General features: G+C 63.6%; 18 protein-coding genes. 4 read left to right on the plus strand and 14 right to left on the minus strand.

Features of this window, described 5'->3' with window-relative positions; translation table 11 throughout:
• Positions 1–190: 190 nt before the first annotated feature.
• The 3 genes from J0I79_RS29105 to J0I79_RS29115 all read right to left on the minus strand — a co-directional run bounded on the left by J0I79_RS29105 (position 191) and on the right by J0I79_RS29115 (position 3,403).
• Positions 191–1,198, minus strand: coding sequence for a magnesium and cobalt transport protein CorA (locus J0I79_RS29105; RefSeq protein ID WP_292867525.1), 1,008 nt, complete (start codon positions 1,196–1,198; stop codon positions 191–193).
• Positions 1,199–1,294: 96 nt separating this feature from the next.
• A complete protein-coding gene (gene phoU / locus J0I79_RS29110) occupies positions 1,295–2,020 on the minus strand; it encodes a phosphate signaling complex protein PhoU (protein ID WP_292867527.1) in 726 nt (241 codons plus the stop codon).
• Positions 2,021–2,137: 117 nt separating this feature from the next.
• Positions 2,138–3,403, minus strand: coding sequence for an ATP-binding protein (locus J0I79_RS29115; RefSeq protein WP_292867529.1), 1,266 nt, complete (start codon positions 3,401–3,403; stop codon positions 2,138–2,140).
• 110 nt (positions 3,404–3,513) lie between these two features.
• Between J0I79_RS29115 and ppk2 the strand changes: the two genes are divergently transcribed.
• A complete protein-coding gene (ppk2, locus tag J0I79_RS29120) occupies positions 3,514–4,422 on the plus strand; it encodes a polyphosphate kinase 2 (RefSeq protein ID WP_292867532.1) in 909 nt (302 codons plus the stop codon).
• 51 nt (positions 4,423–4,473) lie between these two features.
• Here ppk2 and J0I79_RS29125 read toward each other — a convergent pair whose 3' ends face one another.
• The 3 genes from J0I79_RS29125 to J0I79_RS29135 form a co-directional block, all read right to left on the minus strand.
• Positions 4,474–5,232: an enoyl-CoA hydratase-related protein gene (locus J0I79_RS29125; RefSeq protein ID WP_292867535.1), complete on the minus strand. Its 759-nt coding sequence runs from the start codon at positions 5,230–5,232 to the stop codon at positions 4,474–4,476.
• Positions 5,229–5,867 (minus strand): acyl-homoserine-lactone synthase, encoded by a 639-nt coding sequence (locus J0I79_RS29130; RefSeq protein ID WP_366015448.1) that lies wholly within the window; start codon positions 5,865–5,867, stop codon positions 5,229–5,231. The genes J0I79_RS29125 and J0I79_RS29130 overlap by 4 nt, the downstream gene beginning before the upstream one ends.
• Before the next feature lie 98 nt (positions 5,868–5,965).
• Positions 5,966–6,697, minus strand: coding sequence for a LuxR family transcriptional regulator (locus tag J0I79_RS29135; protein ID WP_292867541.1), 732 nt, complete (start codon positions 6,695–6,697; stop codon positions 5,966–5,968).
• A 260-nt stretch (positions 6,698–6,957) separates the two neighbouring features.
• On the opposite strand from J0I79_RS29135, the gene J0I79_RS29140 reads away from it, so the two are divergent.
• Positions 6,958–7,809, plus strand: coding sequence for a transporter substrate-binding domain-containing protein (locus tag J0I79_RS29140; RefSeq protein WP_292867544.1), 852 nt, complete (start codon positions 6,958–6,960; stop codon positions 7,807–7,809).
• A gap of 39 nt (positions 7,810–7,848) precedes the next feature.
• Here the strand turns inward: J0I79_RS29140 and J0I79_RS29145 are convergent, their stop codons facing one another.
• Positions 7,849–8,262, minus strand: coding sequence for a tellurite resistance TerB family protein (locus J0I79_RS29145; RefSeq protein ID WP_292867547.1), 414 nt, complete (start codon positions 8,260–8,262; stop codon positions 7,849–7,851).
• A gap of 173 nt (positions 8,263–8,435) precedes the next feature.
• Between J0I79_RS29145 and J0I79_RS29150 the strand changes: the two genes are divergently transcribed.
• Entirely contained in the window at positions 8,436–10,082 is a 1,647-nt protein-coding gene (locus J0I79_RS29150; protein ID WP_292867550.1) for a lysine--tRNA ligase, read from the plus strand.
• On the opposite strand, the gene J0I79_RS29155 is transcribed toward J0I79_RS29150, so the two are convergent.
• Both J0I79_RS29155 and J0I79_RS29160 read right to left on the minus strand, forming a co-directional pair.
• On the minus strand, positions 10,048–10,899 hold the full coding sequence (locus tag J0I79_RS29155) for a thermonuclease family protein (protein WP_366015453.1): 852 nt from the start codon (positions 10,897–10,899) through the stop codon (positions 10,048–10,050). The two genes, J0I79_RS29150 and J0I79_RS29155, sit on opposite strands and share 35 nt — an antisense overlap.
• A gap of 8 nt (positions 10,900–10,907) precedes the next feature.
• Positions 10,908–11,552 (minus strand): helix-turn-helix transcriptional regulator, encoded by a 645-nt coding sequence (locus J0I79_RS29160; protein ID WP_292867553.1) that lies wholly within the window; start codon positions 11,550–11,552, stop codon positions 10,908–10,910.
• A 291-nt stretch (positions 11,553–11,843) separates the two neighbouring features.
• Here J0I79_RS29160 and J0I79_RS29165 point away from each other — a divergent pair, with 291 nt between their 5' ends.
• Positions 11,844–13,490 carry an ankyrin repeat domain-containing protein gene (locus J0I79_RS29165; protein ID WP_292867556.1) on the plus strand — a complete coding sequence of 549 codons (1,647 nt, stop codon included), beginning with the start codon at positions 11,844–11,846 and terminating at the stop codon, positions 13,488–13,490.
• Positions 13,491–13,546: 56 nt separating this feature from the next.
• Here the strand turns inward: J0I79_RS29165 and J0I79_RS29170 are convergent, their stop codons facing one another.
• From J0I79_RS29170 to J0I79_RS29190, 5 genes are all read right to left on the minus strand, one after another.
• Complete coding sequence (locus J0I79_RS29170) at positions 13,547–14,089, minus strand: thioesterase family protein (RefSeq protein WP_292867559.1); 543 nt, start codon at positions 14,087–14,089, stop codon at positions 13,547–13,549.
• A 12-nt stretch (positions 14,090–14,101) separates the two neighbouring features.
• Positions 14,102–16,324: a 3-hydroxyacyl-CoA dehydrogenase NAD-binding domain-containing protein gene (locus J0I79_RS29175; protein WP_292867562.1), complete on the minus strand. Its 2,223-nt coding sequence runs from the start codon at positions 16,322–16,324 to the stop codon at positions 14,102–14,104.
• A gap of 14 nt (positions 16,325–16,338) precedes the next feature.
• The gene (locus tag J0I79_RS29180; protein ID WP_292867565.1) at positions 16,339–16,758 is read right to left on the minus strand and encodes a YbaY family lipoprotein; all 420 of its coding nucleotides are present in this window, start codon (positions 16,756–16,758) and stop codon (positions 16,339–16,341) included.
• 2 nt (positions 16,759–16,760) lie between these two features.
• Positions 16,761–17,969: an acetyl-CoA C-acetyltransferase gene (locus tag J0I79_RS29185; protein WP_292867568.1), complete on the minus strand. Its 1,209-nt coding sequence runs from the start codon at positions 17,967–17,969 to the stop codon at positions 16,761–16,763.
• A 31-nt stretch (positions 17,970–18,000) separates the two neighbouring features.
• Positions 18,001–18,669: acyl-CoA dehydrogenase family protein (locus J0I79_RS29190; RefSeq protein ID WP_292867571.1), on the minus strand; the 669-nt coding region annotated here is incomplete at its 5' end.

An 18,669-nucleotide genomic window follows, 5' to 3' on the forward strand; every position in this document is an offset into this window, starting at 1 on the left:
GAGCGAATAGCGAATAGCGAATAGCGAATAGCGAATAGCGAATAGCGAATAGCGAATAGCGAATAGCGAATAGCGAATAGCGAATAGCGAATAGCGAATAGCGAATAGCGAATATAACGGCGACACTTCTGTAAACAGGAGCAAGCCATATTCGCTTTGTTCCCCTATTCGCTATTCGCTATTGGCTCTCTCACAGCCAGCCGTTCTTCCGGAACCGCCAGTAGAGGAACGCGCAGATCAGCGCGATCACCGTCAGAACGATGGGATAGCCATATTCCATTTTCAGTTCCGGCATGTCGGTGAAGTTCATGCCATAGATCCCGGCGAATGCGGTCGGCACGGCAAGAATAGCCGCCCAGGAGGCGAGTTTCTTGGAGATCGCCGTTTCCTGGCTTTGACCGACCAGCAAACTGGCTTCGAAAGCGAAGGCCAGCACCTCGCGCAGGCTGTCGATCTTTTCCTGGACGGTGCGGATGTGGTCCGTCACGTCGCGGAACAAAGGATGCATGGCTGAATGGATCTGCGGCAGGTCGGCGCTGGTCAGCCGGCGGCAGACCTCGACCAGCGGCAGTGCCGCATTGCGCAGGCGCAGGAGATCGCGGCGCAACATGTAGAGCCGCTCGATATCGGGACCGGTCATCGGCTTCAAAAGCACCCTGTCCTCGATTGCCTCGACCTCGTCCTCGATCTGCTCAAGCACGGGCATGTAATTGTCGACGATGAAATCGAGAATGGCGTAGAGGACGAAATCCTCGCCCTTGGCCAGCGAGTGCGGACAGCTTTCCCAATGCTGGCGAACGGCGGCATACGATGTCGACGGACCATGCCGGACGCTGACGATGTAGCCCGAGCCGACGAAAAGATGCGTCTCGCCGAAAGTGACGCGGCCATCGATCAGCTGCGCGGTGCGCGCGACAATGAACAGGGCATCGCCATATTGCTCGATCTTGGGCCGCTGGTGCGGGTGCTCGGCATCCTCGATCGCCAGTTCATGCAGATGGAACTGTGCCTGGACACGCAGCAGAAGGTCGCCATCCGGCTCGAGCAGTCCTATCCAGACCACGTGCCCGGATTTCTTGGCCCATTCGCCGGCTTCCTCGATCGGAATGTCGGCGATGCGCCGCCCGGCAGTGTATACACTGGAGGCGATGATGCCCGATGTCGGCGGCGCGGGCTTGAACTCCCTGATATATTCCATCGCAGCCTCCCGAAAGCCCGGCCTTCGCAGGACACAACGAGCTTACCGGGACAGTCTAGCGCAATATGATCGAGCGTTCGAGGGGCCGTGGGCGGCTCACTTTGCCGGCATCGAGGCGGAGAGACTGATCTTGTCGGTCTTATCGCCCTTCGGCCGGTCGGCGGGCATCTGATCACCCGTGACGATGTAGTAGATCGTCTCGGCGATGTTGGTGGCATGATCGCCGATGCGCTCGATGTTCTTGGCGCAGAAAAGCAGATGCGTGCAGGGCGTGATGTTGCGCGGATCTTCCATCATGTAGGTCAGCAACTCGCGAAACAGCGAGGTGTACATGGCGTCTATCTGGTCGTCACGGTCGCGCACGAAGCCGATCTTCTCGACGGAGCGCGACGCGTAGACATCGAGCACTTCCTTGAGCTGGGTCAACGCAAGGTTGGCCAAGGCTTCGAGACCGCGAAACAGGCTGGTCGGCTGGCGGCCATCGATGACGGCGACGACACGCTTGGCAACGTTCTTGCCGAGGTCGCCCACCCGTTCGAGATCGGCCGAGATGCGGATCGCGCCGACGATCTCGCGCAGGTCCGTCGCCATCGGCTGGCGCTTGGCGATGATGACGATCGCCTTGTCGTCGATCTCGCGCTGTCCTTCATCCAGCACGGTATCGTCGCGGATGACTTTCTGGGCCAGTCCCGGATCGGCATTGACCAGGGCGGCTACCGCCTGCTCGACCATGCGTTCGGCATGACCGCCCATCGCGGCGATGCGCTTCGACAGATATTTCAGTTCCTCGTCATAGGCGCTCATTATGTGCACGGACTGCATGGTCGAAATGCCTTCCCACCGAGTGTCTTGATTTTTGAGTCGTTTCCTCGAATCCCCGCTGATACGCTACCCGGATGACAGAAAAAAGAAACGGGCCGGTGGAAAACTAGGGCGATATCAGTGCGCCGGCAAATGGACCGAGAAGGCTGCGCCTTTGCCGACCTCGGACTTGATCGTCAGCCTGGCATTGTGGCGCGTCAGTATGTGCTTGACGATCGACAGGCCGAGCCCGGTGCCCTTCTGGGTCCGGCTGGTCTCGACATCGATGCGGTAGAATCGTTCGGTGATGCGCGGAATGTGCTCTTCGGGAATGCCGGGGCCGAAATCCCTGATCGTGACGTCGATGCCGGGCTCGACATCCTCATCGTCACGCGAGATCGACACCAGGACACGGCCGCCCGACTGTCCGTATTTGCAGGCGTTTTCCAGAAGGTTCTCGAACACCTGGAACAGTTCGTCACGGTCGCCCGGGACGTTGAGAGGCCCCTTGGCGAAATTCCGCTCTATAGCGACATTGTTTTCCCGGGCCAGCGGGGCAAGTGAATCGATGACGCCGTCGACCGTCTGGCGCAGGTCGACCTCGGTGCCGGGCTTCAGATAAGGTTTCATCTCCAGCCGCGACAGCGACAGGAGGTCGTCGATCAGCCGCGCCATCCGGCCTGTCTGGTTCTGCATGATCTGCAGGAACTGTTCGCGTGCCGCCGGGTCGTTGCGGGCCGGCCCGCGCAGCGTCTCGATGAACCCCGCAATCGAGGCGAGCGGCGTGCGCAATTCATGGCTGGCATTGGCGATGAAGTCGGCGCGCATGCGGTCGATGCGTCGCGCTTCGCTCTGATCCTTGAACACCAGCACATAGAGGTCGGTGCCGTGACCTACCGAGGACGCGCTGACCCGGTAGGCCCGTTCGACCGGCAGTTTCTCGGTATAGTCGACGACATCCGAAGCGACAGCGCCCGACAGCACGCTGTCCAGCAGGGCCTGCATTTCCGGTGCCCGGAATTTCAGCGGCAGCGATATGCCCGGCGCGATGCCGCCAAAGGCCGCGAAGGCGGCGGCATTGGCATGGACGATCGTGGCGGCATGATCGAAGATGATGAGCGGATCGGCGACGGCCGCCGCCAGATATTCACCCGAAAGCCGCTGCAGACCGATCGCCTCGATCGCGGCGGCGGCGTCTGCGGACTGGCGCGCTCCGCCGGCCGGCAACAGCGCCGCCCCGAACAGGATGGCGAGCGCGGGCGCCAGCACATAGGCGGAGATACCGCCAAGGAAATAGACAGCCAGAACCGCGACAAAACCCGCCAGGATCAGCCAGCGGCCGTTCCATAACCGGGTGGCGATGGTCTGCGCCGCATCCTTGTCTTCCGCGCCCCGGTCAGCCATTCGCCCCTGCGTCCCGCATTGCCAGGTTTCACCGGCCTGGCAACTTTCGTGCTGGACCGGCAGGAAGGCCCCCAATAGCATGAGTCCGGAAGCTGGAAAGGTTTGTCTCGATGAAAAATGCCAAGGAAAAGCCCGCTGAAACGGCCAAGGGGCCGTTGAAGCTCAAGATCGCCGGCAAGGAGCGGGAATTCGATATCGAGAACCCGAAGCTTCCGGATTGGGTCGAGGACAACAAGCTGACCGCGGGCGACTATCCTTACGACAAGAAGATGAAGAGCGAGGAATATGACGAAACGCTCGAGAAACTGCAGATCGAACTGGTCAAGGCGCAGGCCTGGCTGCAGGCTACCGGCAAGCGGGCGATGGCGCTGTTCGAGGGTCGCGACGCCGCCGGCAAGGGCGGCACGATCTTCGTGGTTCGCCAGTACCTCAACCCGCGCACCGCGCGCAATGTCGCGCTGACCAAGCCGACCCCGACCGAGCTTGGGCAATGGTACTACCAGCGTTATATCGACCACTTCCCGACCTCGGGTGAATTCGTCACCTTCGACCGCTCCTGGTACAACCGCGCCGGCGTCGAGCCGGTGATGGGTTTCTGCACCCCGGAACAGCATGAAAAGTTTCTCGACGAAACGCCGCATTTCGAGCGGATGATCGTCAATGACGGCATCCACTTCTTCAAATTCTGGTTGAACATCGGGCAGGAAACGCAGTTGGAGCGCTTTCACGATCGCCGCTACAGCCCGCTGAAGAGCTGGAAGTTTTCGCCGATCGACATTGCCGGCATCACCAAGTGGGACGACTACACCAAGGTGCGCGACACCATGTTCGAGCGGACCCACAAGGAGTTCGCGCCATGGATCATCGTGCGCGCCAACGACAAGCGCCGCGCACGGCTGGCGGTGATGCGCCGCATTCTCTTGTCGCTGCCTTATGAGGGACGCGATCTCGATGTCATCGGCAAGGAGGACAAGAAGATCATCGGCGACGGGCCGTCGTTCCTCGGCAAGGAAGGCTGACTTTGACCGTGCCGCGCGGTGTTCCGCGCGGCACGGCATTCCCGGGCCAATTCAGGCCGCGAGCCTGGCGATGCGTTGCAGGCGGCGCAGCGTGGCGTCATCCTGCAACGCTTGCTGGAACAGCGATATTTCCTCGTCGATGCGGTCGCACAAGGCGCCGGGATTTCCCTTGAGCAGGCCGCGCGTCTGAAGCAGGGCCGCGACCGGTTTCTTGGCGAGTTGCCTTGCCCGGCCGAGCGTGGCCTCCTCGACGCCGTCATGCACGATCTCGGCAACGAGCCCAAGCGCCCTGGCGTCCTCGGCGTGAAGCGTGTCGCCGAGACAGAAGAAGCGGAAGGCGCCGGCATAGCCCAGCTTCTGCGGCGCCAGGATGCTGGTCGCCGCGTCCGGCACCAGGCCGAAATCGACAAACGGCACCCGGAAAGTGCTCGCGCTCGATGCAATCACCATGTCGCAGTGAAACAGGATAGTGCAGCCGACGCCGACAGCATCGCCGTCGACGCAGGCCAGGATGGGCTTGGGAAACGTCGCCAAAGTGCGGAACATGTCGGTGACGGCGGCGATCAGTTTCTGGTGCTTGGTGGCGTCGAGGAATTCGGAGAAGTCGCCGCCAAGGCAGAAACAGCCCGCCAGGCCACGCAGCACGACGACACGGACCTCGTCATTGTCCGCGGCTTCATGGAACGTCCTGGCAAGGCTCTCATAGGCCCTTCTGTCGAGCACCGGCCGGCCGTCGGTCGACGAAACGGTGACGATCAGCGTGTGATTGCGCAGTTCAGGCTGCGGGTGCATGAACGTCTCCGATCTCATGACGCCCTCCTTTGCCCGAACATGTCGGGATACCCCCTGGCCAGAACAGGCGCGTGGTGATTGCGGCGCGAGCGCACCACCTCCAGCGTGTGCTCGTTGAAGGTGAGGAGCGTCGCCACGACCTGCTGGTTGCCATAGGTGCGCTGATAACCCAGCGGCGTCGCCAGGAAATGCAGTTGCAGTGCGCGCAGCACCCACATCGGCTCGAACTCGATGATCACCCTGTCAACGCCGCGCTTCAGCCCCCACTCGACGAAGCCGGCGATCAATTCCGTGCCGACGGTCGAAACGCCGCGACGGCCGTCGCGGAAACCGGTGGCCACGGCATAGCGGGTCAGTTCCCAGATGTTTGGGCCCGAGGGCGGCGTTCCTTCGGAAAGGTCGGTCAAAACTTCGGTCAGCAGATGGGGCCGCGTGGTCGGCAGCATCCGCTGATAGCCGGCTATTTCATTGCCCCTGATGACGATCTGATGCACCGCCTCGTCATGGTCGAATTGATCAACTTCGAATCCGTCCGGGCGCCGAAGGTCCTCCCACCCCATCTCTTCGACAAATATCTGGTAACGCAGCCGATGGACGGCCTCCCACAAGTCAGGACGTTCCATCAGTTCTTGGGTTGTAAGACAAAAAAGCATTCCGTCGTCTCCTGGGTTTAAGAGGAAGATACGGCCGTGCTTCGATGAGAAAATTGCGTGATCACGTAGGCAAGAAGTTCTAGGCCGGCACGGCCGTCCTAGCTAATGTAGCCGCGCCGTATCGCCTCGGCGACTGCCTGCACCCGGTTGACGGCACCGAGTTTGCTTTTGGCGTTAAGAAGATGTTTCTCCGAGGTGTGTTCGGAGATGCCGAGGATTTGCGAGATCTCCCATTCCGACTTGCCGACGGCGGCCCATTGCAGGCACTCGCGCTCGCGTGGCGTCAACTCGATATGGTCGATGGTTTTGCCGGCCATGGTGTGGAGCTGCATGGCGCGGCCGATGGCATAGGTCGAGACAAGCGACACCAGGCCGAACTCGGCCGCCGACAGTTCCACCGCCTCGCCACCCAGCGACACCATAACGATGTGGCCATCGAGCGTGATCAGCGGAAAGGCCAGACCGTCGCGCAGCTTGAAGGAGCCGGCATCGCCCATGACTTCGCCGCTGCTCTTGTCGATGCGCACGCCTTGCGCGGCTTCCTGCCACTTGAACGGCGCCTGCAACTGTTTCATGTGGCTGACCACGGGATCGTGATCGACATAGTTGCGCGCGACGTAGCGCTCCAGCCATTCGACCGGCCAATCGCACAGCAGCACGTGCTGCTTCTGCTGCCCGGTCGGCGTGCCCGGCTGCGGGACGGTTCCCGCCATCAGCGCCGTCAGGCCAAAATCCGACGTTATGCCCAACAGTCTTTCGCAGACCGCAGCCGCCGTTCCGGCGTGCTGCAATTGGTCAATGTATTCCAGTGTCCGATCGAACTGAACCATCGCAACATCAACCCCATGTTGCCTTATGCATTGGGATCGATGGTCCGCGCGTTGCCCGCACTTTGCCACCGACCGCGGATTGCAATGCGCACATTTCCGGTTGTGGTTCTCGACCCTGGTACCCCCACCAAGGCAGCCACCGCTATTTGCAAACGCACCAGACCATATCCTGAAATTGGCGCGTTGAAATCAAAAAGCATTGTGCCTGTATCATTTTCGTACCAAAACCGGTGCATAGGCCGGGGCAGCGGAGTTCTATCGTGGCGTTCCAATGGAGGTCCCTGATCCTGGCGGCGGCGCTGATCGCAGCGCCGTCATGGGTTCTGGAAGCGCGCGCGGCGGAGCCGCAGGTACCCGTATTGTGGGACGCCAAGGAGCGGCTGCCCAAGCCCGACCTTTCGGCCCTCCCCCGGCTGCGGTTCCTGACGACGACGGATTTTCCGCCGTTCAATTTCCTCGACGGCTCGGGAAAACTCTCCGGTTTCCATATCGATCTGGCGCGCGCCATCTGCGCGGAACTCGGCGTGGCCGACAAATGCCAGATCCAGGCATTGCCCTGGGCCGAACTCCAGGGCGCGCTCGAGAAGGGCGAAGGCGAGGCGATCATCGCCGGCATCGCCGCGACGGCCCAGTCGCGCCAGACATACGCCTTCTCACGCTCCTATCTGCAGTTTCCGGCGCGCTTCATCATGCCGAAGGCCAAAGCGCTGGCGGAACCCATCTTCGACAAGCTGCATGGCAAGCGCATCGGCGTCATCGCGGGCTCGGCGCATGAGCGCATGCTGCGCGACTATTTCCGGACGGTTCAGGTCGTCACCTTCGATGGACCGGAAGCGCTCTACGGCGATCTCAAGGCCGGCAAGATCGATGCCGCCTTCGGCGACGGCATGCGCTTCGCCTTCTGGCTTGGCGGCTCGGACGCAGCCGGCTGCTGCCGCTTCGCCGGCGGCCCCTATCTGGCGCCTGAATATCTGGGAACGGGCATGGCCATCGCCACAAAGGCGGACAATCCGGCGCTGGCAGCGGCACTCGACTACGCACTGCAGGAGGTTTCGATGAAGGGAACCTTCTCCGAATTCTACCTGCGCTACTTCCCGGTCAGCTTTTTCTGATCCGGCCGGTCAGCTTTTTCTGATTCCCGGTCGATCCCGTCAGGTCAGCGTCCGAAGCCGCGCCTTCGCCGCACGGCCGATTGCCGCAACGGTCAGCGTGTCGAGATCGAGCTGGCGGCGGATCAGCTGTAGCACGCGCACTTCTTCCATCCGCATCTCCAGATCGACGGCGGCCACCTCGAAAGCTGCGGCGTAGGCAGTGTCGCGCAGCCGCTCCGGCAGCACTTCGGCAACCTGGGCCAGGACCCCCTCGAGACCATCCTTTTCGTGCAGCAGCTTCTGGCAGGCCTGGGCGACGGGAACCAGCCGGTCGTGCCTGAAATCCTCGAACACCGGCCACGAGCGGACAACCTCGCCGATCCGCGCCAGTTCGACATCGGTCATGTCACGATCCGAGGCGGAGGTGATGACCATCAGGTAGATCAGGGCTTCATGCGGTGTCGGCGACGGCATTCTTTACTCCTTTGACGGGCTTCGAAGGTAGGAACGCACCATCGACGCCGCAAGGAAAAAGGGCAGCCACGCGTTGACGCTCCGGCCATGCGCGCCTAGAGACCGGATGAAAATCGACACTTGCGCCCATGCCAGCGAACGGCTGGCCGGCGAACAATTTGGAAAACACGACCATGGCGGGATCAAACCTCATCGATCTCAATCCCGAACTGCTGGCGGCAGCGGCCGAGAGCAAGGCCTGGCCGTTCGAGGAAGCCAAAAAGATCATCGAGCGTTACAAGGGCGGCGACTTTCCCGAAACGGTCCTGTTCGAGACCGGCTATGGACCGTCGGGCCTGCCGCATATCGGCACGTTCGGCGAGGTGGCGCGCACATCAATGGTGCGTCATGCCTTCCGCGTGCTGACGCAGGACAAGGTCGCGACCAAGCTGCTGTGCTTTTCCGACGACATGGACGGCATGCGCAAGATTCCCGACAATGTGCCGGATCGCGCCGCGCTCGAGCCGTATCTGCATATGCCGCTGTCTGCGGTGCCCAATCCGTTCGGCGGCGATTATGCGAGCTTCGCCGACCACAACAATGCGATGCTCTGCCGCTTCCTCGACACGTTCGGCTTCGACTACGAGTTCGCCAGCGCGACGCAGTACTACAAGTCCGGGCGCTTCGACGCGATGCTCAAGCGCGCGGCCGAACGCTACGACCAGATCATGGCGGTGATGCTGCCGACGCTTGGACCGGAGCGGCAGGCGACCTACAGCCCGTTCCTGCCGATTTCACCGAGGACCGGGCGCGTGCTCTACGTGCCCATGAAGCATGTCGACGCCGAGGCCGGCACCATCACCTTCGACGACGAGGGAACCGAGACCACGCTTTCGATCACCGGCGGCAAAGTGAAGCTGCAGTGGAAGCCGGACTTCGGCATGCGCTGGGCCGCGCTCGGCGTCGATTTCGAAATGTTCGGCAAGGACCACCAGACCAATGCGGTTATCTATGACCGCATCTGCAACATCCTTGGCGGACGGGCGCCGGAGCATTTCGTCTACGAACTGTTCCTGGACGAGAACGGCCAGAAGATATCGAAGTCGAAGGGCAACGGGCTGACCATCGACGAATGGCTGACCTACGCGCCCACCGAGAGCCTCGGCCTCTACATGTACCAGCGGCCGCGGCAGGCGAAGAAACTCTATTTCGATGTCATTCCAAGGGCCGTGGACGAGTACTACACCTTCCTCGCCGCCTATCCGCGGCAGGACTGGAAGGAGCGGCTGGGCAACCCGGTCTGGCACATGCATGACGGCAATCCGCCCGCCATCGACATGCCTGTGCCGTTCTCGCTGCTGCTCAATCTGGTCAGCGCCTCCAACGCGCAGAACAAGGACGTGCTGTGGGGCTTCATCTCGCGCCATGCCTCGGGCGTGACGCCGGCGACCCATCCCGAGCTCGACAGGCTGACGGGCTATGCGATCCGCTATTTCGACGACTTCGTGAAGCCCACGAAGACATTCCGCCCGGCCGACGAGGCCGAGCGCGAAGCGCTGCAGCGGCTGGAAACGGCGCTTGGCGAATTGCCGGCGGGCGCCAGCAGCGAAGCGATCCAGAACGCCTCGCTCAACGTGGCGCGCAAGATCGAGCGTTACCAGGATCATTCCAAGCAGAGCCCGGAAGGCGGCCCCGGCGTTTCAGGCGCCTTCTTCCAGATGATCTACCAGGTGCTGATCGGTCAGGAACGCGGCCCGCGCTTCGGCTCGTTCGCCGCGCTCTACGGCGTCGCGGAGACCCGCGCGCTCATTCAGAAGGCGTTGGCGGGTCAGCTGGCTTGAGGGCGCCGCCGTCCTCTTCCAGGATCGAACCCGGCGCCTCGGGCGCCGGGGGCGCGGCGGGCACAGCCGAGATCCCGGCAAGATTCGGCGCCGATCCGAAAATCCCCGCTTTGGCTTTTTGAGCCTTTTCGCCGGCGTCGGCATAAGGCCCACCCTTGGCAGCGCGCGCCCAGCCGTTTTCGACCAGCCATTGGCCGACATCCTGCTTGCCGATCCGGCACTCCGCCGCAATCAGTTCGTGTCCGCCTTCGGGCGGCACCTTGCAGACCACCGCCCGCCCGCGCAGGAAAGCGCGGAATGCCGTTCGCGCGCGGATGCCGCATGGCCAGGATTTGCCGTCGGTGGTGCAGGTCTCCTCCTGCCTGACGACATCGATGCCGGAAACGGCGACCGAATAGCCCTTCGCGTCGATCAGCCCGGCCGCCGGCGCGACAGGCTGGAACAGCTTGGTTCCATTCCAGTCGTCAGGCATCTTCGGCTTGGGCGGCACGGCGAGCGCCAGCTTGCTCAACGGCTCACGCGGCTCGATCCGTTCGAGCTCGCCGGCAGGCAGTTCCGGCTGCGCGATGACATCCGGATCGATCGCCCGCGAATGCACCGCCGGCTTTGGTGGTTGGACGGGCGCGGGGATTGCCGATGTGGCAGGCTCCCCTGATGTCGCCTCCGTGCCCGCTCCGGCGACCGCATCCGCGCCGGGATCGATCTGGTCCACGGCGACCGTGCTTTCGGACCCTTTCAGCCTGTGGCCGCCGACAATGACCAGCCCCGCCATCACCGGGACCATCAGAACCGCCAGGGCAAGATGTGGGAGCCGCACCACCGGGCCTACTGGCTCGCCCACACGATCCGCGCCACCCACTCGACATCGCGCATGGCGATGTCGCGGTCGGGATGATCGGGATTGAGCGAGACCAGCGCGATCGACTTGACCGTCTGGCGCTCGAGCACCTTGGCCATCACCTCGCCCGACGTGGTCTTGACGACGACGCGGTCACCCTTGCGGGTGACAGCGCCCGGCTCGACGATGAGCACATCGCCATTGCGGTAGAGCGGGAGCATCGAATCGCCCTGCACCTGCAACGCATAGGCGCTCTCGGTCGATTGCGCCGGCAGTTCCACCAGGTCCCAGCCCTGCCCCGCCGGGAAACCGGCATCATCGAAGAAGCCGCCGGCGCCAGCCTGGACAAAGCCGAGCAGCGGTACCGAACGTGGGCGGGCGGATTCCGTCCCGGGCGGGCCGCGGCCCTCGATCAATCCGGTGAACTCGTCGAGCGAAGCCCCCGTCGCCTCGATGATCTTGGCCAGCGATTCGGTCGATGGCCAGCGCGGCCGGCCGTCGGACGAAAGCCGTTTCGACTTGTTGAAAGCGGTCGAGTCGAGCCCGGCGCGCCTTGCAAGGCCTGAAGCCGAGAGCGAGTAGCGCTCGGCGAGAGCGTCGATGGCGGCCCATACGCGGTCGTGTGACAGCAATGCCGCGCTCCTTCAGAGCAGGAAAAAATGCCTCTCCCTGTCTAGCGCGCGACCACCCCCTTGTCCACCGGCGCGCCGGCGGATCACCGAGAAATCTGCGTGACCTCGGCGCTTGGCCACGGTTACCCTGGATTGACCCCGGTCGCGGAATGATCCTATGGTCGGGCCTGCGGTGCAGGCCGCATCCGGGTCCGCGGGAAGGGTTGAACCCACTTGCATCAATGAGCTGACAAGCAAACCTTTGTGCAGCCGGATTTGCGGACCTTCGGCGAAGAACGCACGGAGGTTTTCATGAAACAACTCCCCAACCGTCCCGATCTCGACCTGTTGAAAAAGCAGGCCAAGGAATTGCTCGCCGCCTACCGGCGTGGCGAACCGGGCGCCCTTGCGCGCTTTCGCGAAGCGCTTCCGTCCGCGGCAGGCAAAGAGGACGAGACGATCCAGACACTCGACCTGCGCCTGCACGACGCCCAGTCCTGCCTGGCGCGCGAATACGGATTTCCGTCCTGGCGCGAACTGGGCAGCTTCGTCACCGCGCAGCGCGCCTATGGCGCTGACCGCGCCGGTTCGAGCCGCGCCCTGGCGGAGCTCGTCTATGCCGGAGACATCAGCGGCAGCACCAACCGGGCAAGCCCGGCTGCCGCGGCCCGTGCGATCGAAGACCGCCCGGATCTGATCGCGGGCGATGCCTATTTCGCCTGCGCGTTTGGCGACACGCCGGTCCTGCGTGGCGCCATCGGTCGGGATGCAAGCTGGGTCAATCGTCCCGGCGGCCCGCTCAACCTGCCGCCGCTGGTGGCCGTCACTCATTCGAGCCTGACGCGGCTGCCGCGCTACCGTGACGCTCTTCATGCCGCCGCCAAACTCCTGCTGGAGGCCGGCGCCGACCCGAACCAGGCGGTGGGCAGCCGCTGGCCGCCTGGTTCGCTTGAACAACCGTCGCAGGAATATCCGCTTTCGGCACTCTACGGTGCGGCCGGCCAGAACCACGACCCGGTGATGACGAAGTTGCTGCTCGATGCCGGCGCCGACCCGAATGACGGGGAATCGCTCTATCATTCGCTTGAGAGCCCGGCCTGCACGCGGCTTCTGCTCGCGGCCGGCGCACGCGTCACCGGTTCGAATGCGCTCTACAGGGTTCTCGATCTCGACAGTCTGGAAGCACTGCAGTTGCTGCTTGCGGCACCTGATGCCAACCCAAACGAACCGGCCGGCAGCCAGCCAACCGCCGATTGGGGCACGCCGCTTCTATGGGCGATCCGGCGGCGGCGCTCGCCGGCCCACATCCAGGCGCTTCTCGCGGCGCATGCCGACCCGTCGGTGCGAACACCCGAAGGCTTGAGCGCCTACCAGGTCGCGCTGCGCTACGGCTTGCCGGATGTCGCGGCGCTGTTGCGGCAGCCGGGAGATGATGGACCGCTTCCCGACGCGGAACGGTTCATCGCCGCCTGCGCCGAAGGCGACGAAGCTGCGGCGCGCGCGATCAAGGCTCGCAGGACCGACCTGCCGGGCTCGCTGTCGGACCAGCAATTGAGGCTCTTGCCCGAGCTTGCCGCGCAAGGCTGCGGCGACGCTGTGAGGACGATGGTCAGGCTCGGCTGGCCAATCGCGGCGCGCGGCGGCGACTGGGACGCCTCGGCGCTGAACCACGCCGTGTTCCGCGGCGATGCCGACCTCACGCGGTTCCTGCTGGAGCACGGCTCCGACTGGAAGGAGCGGCACGGCTTCGGCGGCGATGTGCGTGGAACGCTCGGATGGGCGTCCCTCAATGAGCCCGAAAGCTCCGGCGACTGGGTTGGCTGCGCCGAGGCGCTTGTGGCGAACGGGATGCCAGCCGGGCGGCCCGACCCGCAAGGCAGGCGAGCCGTTGCCTTTGACGATACGGTGATGGTCTTTTCAGACGAGGTGACCGACTTCCTGCTTGGAGCGTCGGCCTGACGCAGCCGAACCTGAACCGGCCGTGCGCGGTCGGGCCGGCCATCGAGCCTGCCCGATCAGTTTCGCTTGGCCTGTTCGCGCAGGTTCCGGTGCGAGGCGATGAAGACGCGCTCGGTTTCCGTGGGTGGGCGCGGCGCGGCCGCGCGGCCAAGTGCCGCCACGACGTCGTCGATGTCGATGAAGCTACGTGCCTTGCGGTCGTAGACGCCGGCCGTCGTCAGGATCAGCGCGGCCGTCTCGCCATTGTCGAGGACGAAACGGTGCTTGCCTATGACCTGGCTGCCTTCCCAGGTCTCGATCGAAGACACCACTTCGAAGCGGCGCCACAGCCGGATCTCGCGCGCATAGACCGCCTGCAGCCCGCCCATCATCGGCGCCCAGCCGTTCCTGCGCGCCAGCCGGATGAGGCCGGCACGGACGAACAGGTCGATACGGCCGAGGTCGGCCAGCATCATGTAGCGTGCATTGTTGAGATGGATGTTGAAATCGATATCGGTCGGCAGGCAGCGAAAAGCCAGCCGCCCTTCGCCACCCATCACATAGGGACCACGGCTTCGCGTCGTGGCCAGCATGCGCGCCATGCGCGCCCAGACATACATTTCCTTCGCCCGTCAGGCGGCCTGCTTGACCTCACCCTTCCGGTAGGGGTCGAAGCGTTCGTAGAAAGTCTCGCCCTTCTCGGCCATGTCGAGCAAAAGCTTGGGCGCCTTGAATTCGGTCCCGTATTTCTTCTGCAGGCTCTTGGCGATCTTGACGAACCGCTTGGCGCCGATGCCGTCGATATAGGACAGCGCGCCACCCGTGTAGGGCGCGAAGCCGAAGGCCAGGATCGAGCCGACATCGGCCTCGCGCGGATCGGTGACGATGCCCTCTTCCATCGCCCGCGCCGCTTCCAGTGCGATGGTGACAAGCAGGCGCTGCTGGAGCTCCTCATAGTCGACCTTTTCGGGCGCAAGCTGCGGGTAGAGATCCCTGAGGCCAGGCCACAGCTTCTTCTTGGCGGGCTTGGCCGGATAATCATAAAAGCCCTTGCCGTTCTTGCGGCCGAAGCGGCCGTGATCGTCGACCATCGTGTTGATCAGCGCCATCTGGCTGGGATCGACGGCCTTGTCGCCGAGATCCCTGATGGTCTGCTTCATGATCTTCTGGGCGAGATCGATGGCCGTCTCGTCGGTCAGCGCCAGCGGGCCGACCGGCATGCCGGCGGCCTTCGCCGCATTCTCGATCATCGGCGCGGGCACGCCTTCGATCAGCATCTTGTAGGCTTCCGACATGTAGCGCAGCACGCAGCGGTTGACATAGAAGCCGCGCGTGTCGTTGACGACGATCGGCGTCTTCTTGATGGCGCGCACGAAGTCGATCGCGACCGCAAGCGCCTTGTCGCCGGTCTTCTTGCCCAGGATGATCTCGACCAGCATCATCTTGTCGACCGGCGAGAAGAAGTGGATGCCGATGAAATTTTTCGGCCGCGCCGAATTCTTCGCCAGACCGGTGATCGGGATGGTCGAGGTGTTGGAGGCGAAGATCGCCGACGATTTCAACACCGCTTCCGCCTGTTCGGTGGCGGCTTTCTTGACGCCCGAGTCCTCGAACACCGCCTCGACGACGAGGTCGCAGCCGGCGAGATCGGCATAGTCGGCGGTCGGCGTGATCAGCGACAGCAGCTTATCCCTCTCCTCGGGCTTGGCGCGGCCCTTCTTCACCTGATCCGAAACCAGGCTGTCGGAATGCGCCTTGCCTTTCTGAGCCGACTCCATGTCGCGGTCGAGCAAGACGACCGGTATGCCGGCCTTGGCGGTGACATAGGCGATGCCGGCGCCCATGAAGCCGGCGCCGAGAATGCCGATCTTCTTGAACTTGGTTTCCGCCACGCCGGCCGGGCGGCGCGCGCCCTTGTTCAGTTCCTGCAACGAGACGAACAGCGAGCGGATCATCGCCGCCGCTTCCTTTGTCTGCATGATCTCGGTGAAGTAGCGCTGTTCGATCCTGAGCGCCGTGTCGAATGGCACCAGCAGGCCCTCATAGACGCATTTCAGGATCGCCGCCGCGGCCGGGTAATTGCCATAGGTTTCACGGCGCAGGATGGCTATGGCCGGCGGCCAAAGATTGAAGCCGGCCGGCGAATAGATCTGGCCGCCGGGCAGCTTGAAGCCCTTCTCGTCCCACGGCGCCACCGGCTTCAGGCCGTTCCTGATCATCGCCTTGGCGGTCTCGACCAGCTTGGCCGGCTCTGCGACCTCATGGATCAGGCCCATAGACTTGGCCTTCTGCGGCGTGAGATTCTGCCCGGAGGTCAGCATCTGCAGCGCCTGCTGCTGGTCGGTCAGCCTTGGCACGCGCTGGGTGCCGCCGGCGCCCGGGAAAATGCCGATCTTCACCTCGGGAAGCGCCATTTTCACCTTGTCGGAGTCGGCCGCGACCCGGCCGTGGCAAGCCAGCGACATTTCGAACGCGCCGCCCATGCAGGTGCCGTTGATCGCCGACACCCACGGTTTGCCCGATGTCTCGATCTTGCGGAACAGGCCGGTCATGTATCCGGCATTCTCGAACAGCGTCCTGGTGGCCTTTTCGACATCCTTGCCCTTTTCGGCGGCGAAGGTGGTCAGCATCTTCTGAAGCATGGTGATGTCGGCGCCGCCGGAGAAGGTGTCCTTGCCCGAGGTGATGACCACGCCCTTGACCGCAGCGTCGCCCGCGACGTGGCCGACGATGGCGTTCAGCTCGCGCATCACCTCTTCGGTGAACACGTTCATCGAGCGGTCCGGCATGTTCCAGGTGACCAGGACGATGCCGTCGGCATCGGTGTCGAGCGTAAAATTCGTGTAGCTTGCCATGATCTTTGTCCCCCTTAGTACAGGATGGGTTCGATTGTCAGGGACACCGCGCGGCGGCCCCGATAGCTTTGCTTTGACGTGTTGATGGCGATCAGCCGACCGCCGCGTTCCAGCCTCACCGTGAAGCCCGGATCGACGGCCCGCTCCAGCGCGGCCTGCGGCACGTCCATCTCGAACGAAACGGTGCGGCTGCGTCCGGTGCTGCGCGCCGTGGCCACGGCGATGCGCCGGCCGGCCTTGTCCATGACGCCCTGCTCCTCAAGCCGGATGGTGAGCCGGCCCGGAGGCAACGGGCCGCTGGCGGCGTAGCGGACCACGCCGCGCAAGCGGACCCTGCCCTGGCCACGCGCGGCGCTCGCGATATCGGCGCCGCCGGCGACAAGGGCGGTTGCGCCGATCAATGTCAGCAGCGCGCGTCGGGTGAGTTCCGCCATCCTCACACCCTCTCGATGATGGTTGCGGTGCCCATGCCGGCGCCGATGCACAGCGTCACCAGCGCGGTGTTGAGGTCGCGCCGCTCCAGCTCGTCCAGAACCGTGCCGAAGATCATGGCGCCGGTGGCGCCGAGCGGATGGCCCATGGCGATGGCGCCGCCATTGACGTTGATCTTGTCATGCGGAATCTCGAAGGCCTGCATGTAGCGCAGCACCACGGAGGCGAAGGCTTCGTTGAGCTCGAACAGGTCGATATCAGACAGCTTCATCTTGGCGCGCTTCAACAGCTTTTCGGTGACGTCGACCGGACCGGTCAGCATCAGCACCGGCTCGGAGCCGATATTGGCGAAGGTGCGGATGCGCGCGCGCGGCTTCAGGCCCATCGCCTTGCCGGCTTTCTTCGAGCCGAGCAACACGGCGGCCGCACCATCGACGATGCCGGACGAATTGCCGGCATGGTGGACGTGATTGACCTCTTCGACCTCGGGGTGCTTCTGCACGGCGACCGCGTCGAAGCCGCCCATCTCGCCGGGCATGACGAAGGACGGGTTGAGCGATGCCAGCGACTGCATGTCGGTCGACGGCCGCATGTGCTCGTCATGATCGAGGATGATCAGGCCGTTCTGGTCCTTGATCGGGATGACCGAATTCCTGAAACGGCCGTCGGCCCAGGATTTGGCGGCCCGCTTCTGGCTCTCGACGGCATAGGCGTCGACATCGTCGCGGCTGAAGCCATATTTGGTGGCGATCAGGTCGGCCGAGATGCCCTGCGGCACGAACCAGCCGGGAAGGCCGACAGAGGGATCCATGAACCAGGCGCCGCCGGAAGCACCCATGCCGACGCGCGACATGGATTCGACGCCACCGGCGATGACGATCTCGTCGGCGCCCTGCGCGATCTTGGCGGCGCCGAAATTGATGGCATCGAGACCCGAGGCGCAGAAGCGCGAAATCTGCATGCCGGGCGCCTTGGTGTCGTAGCCAGCCTCGAAGGCGGCGGCGCGCGGAATGACCGAACCTGCCTCGCCGACCGGATCGACACAGCCGAAGATGATGTCGTCCACGTTTGCAGTGTCGAGCCCGTTGCGGTCGCGCAGCGCCTCAAGCGTCTTGGAGGCAAGCCGCACCGCCGGCACCTCATGCAGCGATCCGTCCTTCTTGCCCTTGCCGCGCGGCGTGCGGACGGCGTCATAGACATAAGCTTCGGCCATTTTCCTGCTCCTTAGGTTCGCCGGTCGATGCTCAGAGTGAGCGGCCGATCAGCAATTTCATGATCTCGTTGGTGCCGCCGTAGATGCGCTGGACGCGGGCGTCGCGGAACATGCGGGCGATCGGATATTCATTCATGTAGCCATAGCCGCCATGCAATTGAAGGCATTCGTCGACGACCTTGCCCTGCAGGTCGGAAAGCCAGTACTTGGCCATGGACGCGGTGACCGGGTCGAGGCCGCCATTGATGTGGCGGGTGACGCAGTCATTGTAGAAGACCCGGCCGACAGTCGCCTCGGTCTTCAACTCAGCCAGCTTGAACTGGGTGTTCTGGAAGTCGATGATCGCCTTGCCGAAGGCCTTGCGCTCCTTGACGTAGTCGATGGTCAGCGCCAGCGCCCGCTCGATCATGGCGATCGCCCCGGTGCCGATCTGCAGCCGCTCCTGCGGCAATTGTTGCATCAGTTGGATGAAGCCCTGCCCTTCCTCGTGGCCAAGCAGATTGGAGGTCGGCACGCGCACGTCGTTGAAGAACAGTTCCGACGTGTCGTTGGCCTTGAGGCCGATCTTGTCGAGGTTGCGGCCGCGCTCGAAGCCTTCGACCTCATCGGTTTCGACGACGATCAGCGAGGTGCCCTTGGCGCCCTTTTCCGGATCGGTCTTGGTAACGACGATAATGAGGTTGGCAAGCTGGCCATTGGT

This window comes from Mesorhizobium sp., from assembly GCF_017306585.1.
GTDB lineage: Bacteria > Pseudomonadota > Alphaproteobacteria > Rhizobiales > Rhizobiaceae > Mesorhizobium.

Coding starts and splice junctions, on each gene's coding strand:
- J0I79_RS29105 (WP_292867525.1), bottom strand. CDS start 1,198: ATGGAATATATCAGGGAGTTCAAGCCCGCGCCGCCGACATCGGGCATC.
- phoU (WP_292867527.1), bottom strand. CDS start 2,020: ATGCAGTCCGTGCACATAATGAGCGCCTATGACGAGGAACTGAAATAT.
- J0I79_RS29115 (WP_292867529.1), bottom strand. CDS start 3,403: ATGGCTGACCGGGGCGCGGAAGACAAGGATGCGGCGCAGACCATCGCC.
- ppk2 (WP_292867532.1), top strand. CDS start 3,514: ATGAAAAATGCCAAGGAAAAGCCCGCTGAAACGGCCAAGGGGCCGTTG.
- J0I79_RS29125 (WP_292867535.1), bottom strand. CDS start 5,232: ATGAGATCGGAGACGTTCATGCACCCGCAGCCTGAACTGCGCAATCAC.
- J0I79_RS29130 (WP_366015448.1), bottom strand. CDS start 5,867: ATGCTTTTTTGTCTTACAACCCAAGAACTGATGGAACGTCCTGACTTG.
- J0I79_RS29135 (WP_292867541.1), bottom strand. CDS start 6,697: ATGGTTCAGTTCGATCGGACACTGGAATACATTGACCAATTGCAGCAC.
- J0I79_RS29145 (WP_292867547.1), bottom strand. CDS start 8,262: ATGCCGTCGCCGACACCGCATGAAGCCCTGATCTACCTGATGGTCATC.
- J0I79_RS29150 (WP_292867550.1), top strand. CDS start 8,436: ATGGCGGGATCAAACCTCATCGATCTCAATCCCGAACTGCTGGCGGCA.
- J0I79_RS29165 (WP_292867556.1), top strand. CDS start 11,844: ATGAAACAACTCCCCAACCGTCCCGATCTCGACCTGTTGAAAAAGCAG.
- J0I79_RS29170 (WP_292867559.1), bottom strand. CDS start 14,089: ATGTATGTCTGGGCGCGCATGGCGCGCATGCTGGCCACGACGCGAAGC.
- J0I79_RS29175 (WP_292867562.1), bottom strand. CDS start 16,324: ATGGCAAGCTACACGAATTTTACGCTCGACACCGATGCCGACGGCATC.
- J0I79_RS29180 (WP_292867565.1), bottom strand. CDS start 16,758: ATGGCGGAACTCACCCGACGCGCGCTGCTGACATTGATCGGCGCAACC.
- J0I79_RS29185 (WP_292867568.1), bottom strand. CDS start 17,969: ATGGCCGAAGCTTATGTCTATGACGCCGTCCGCACGCCGCGCGGCAAG.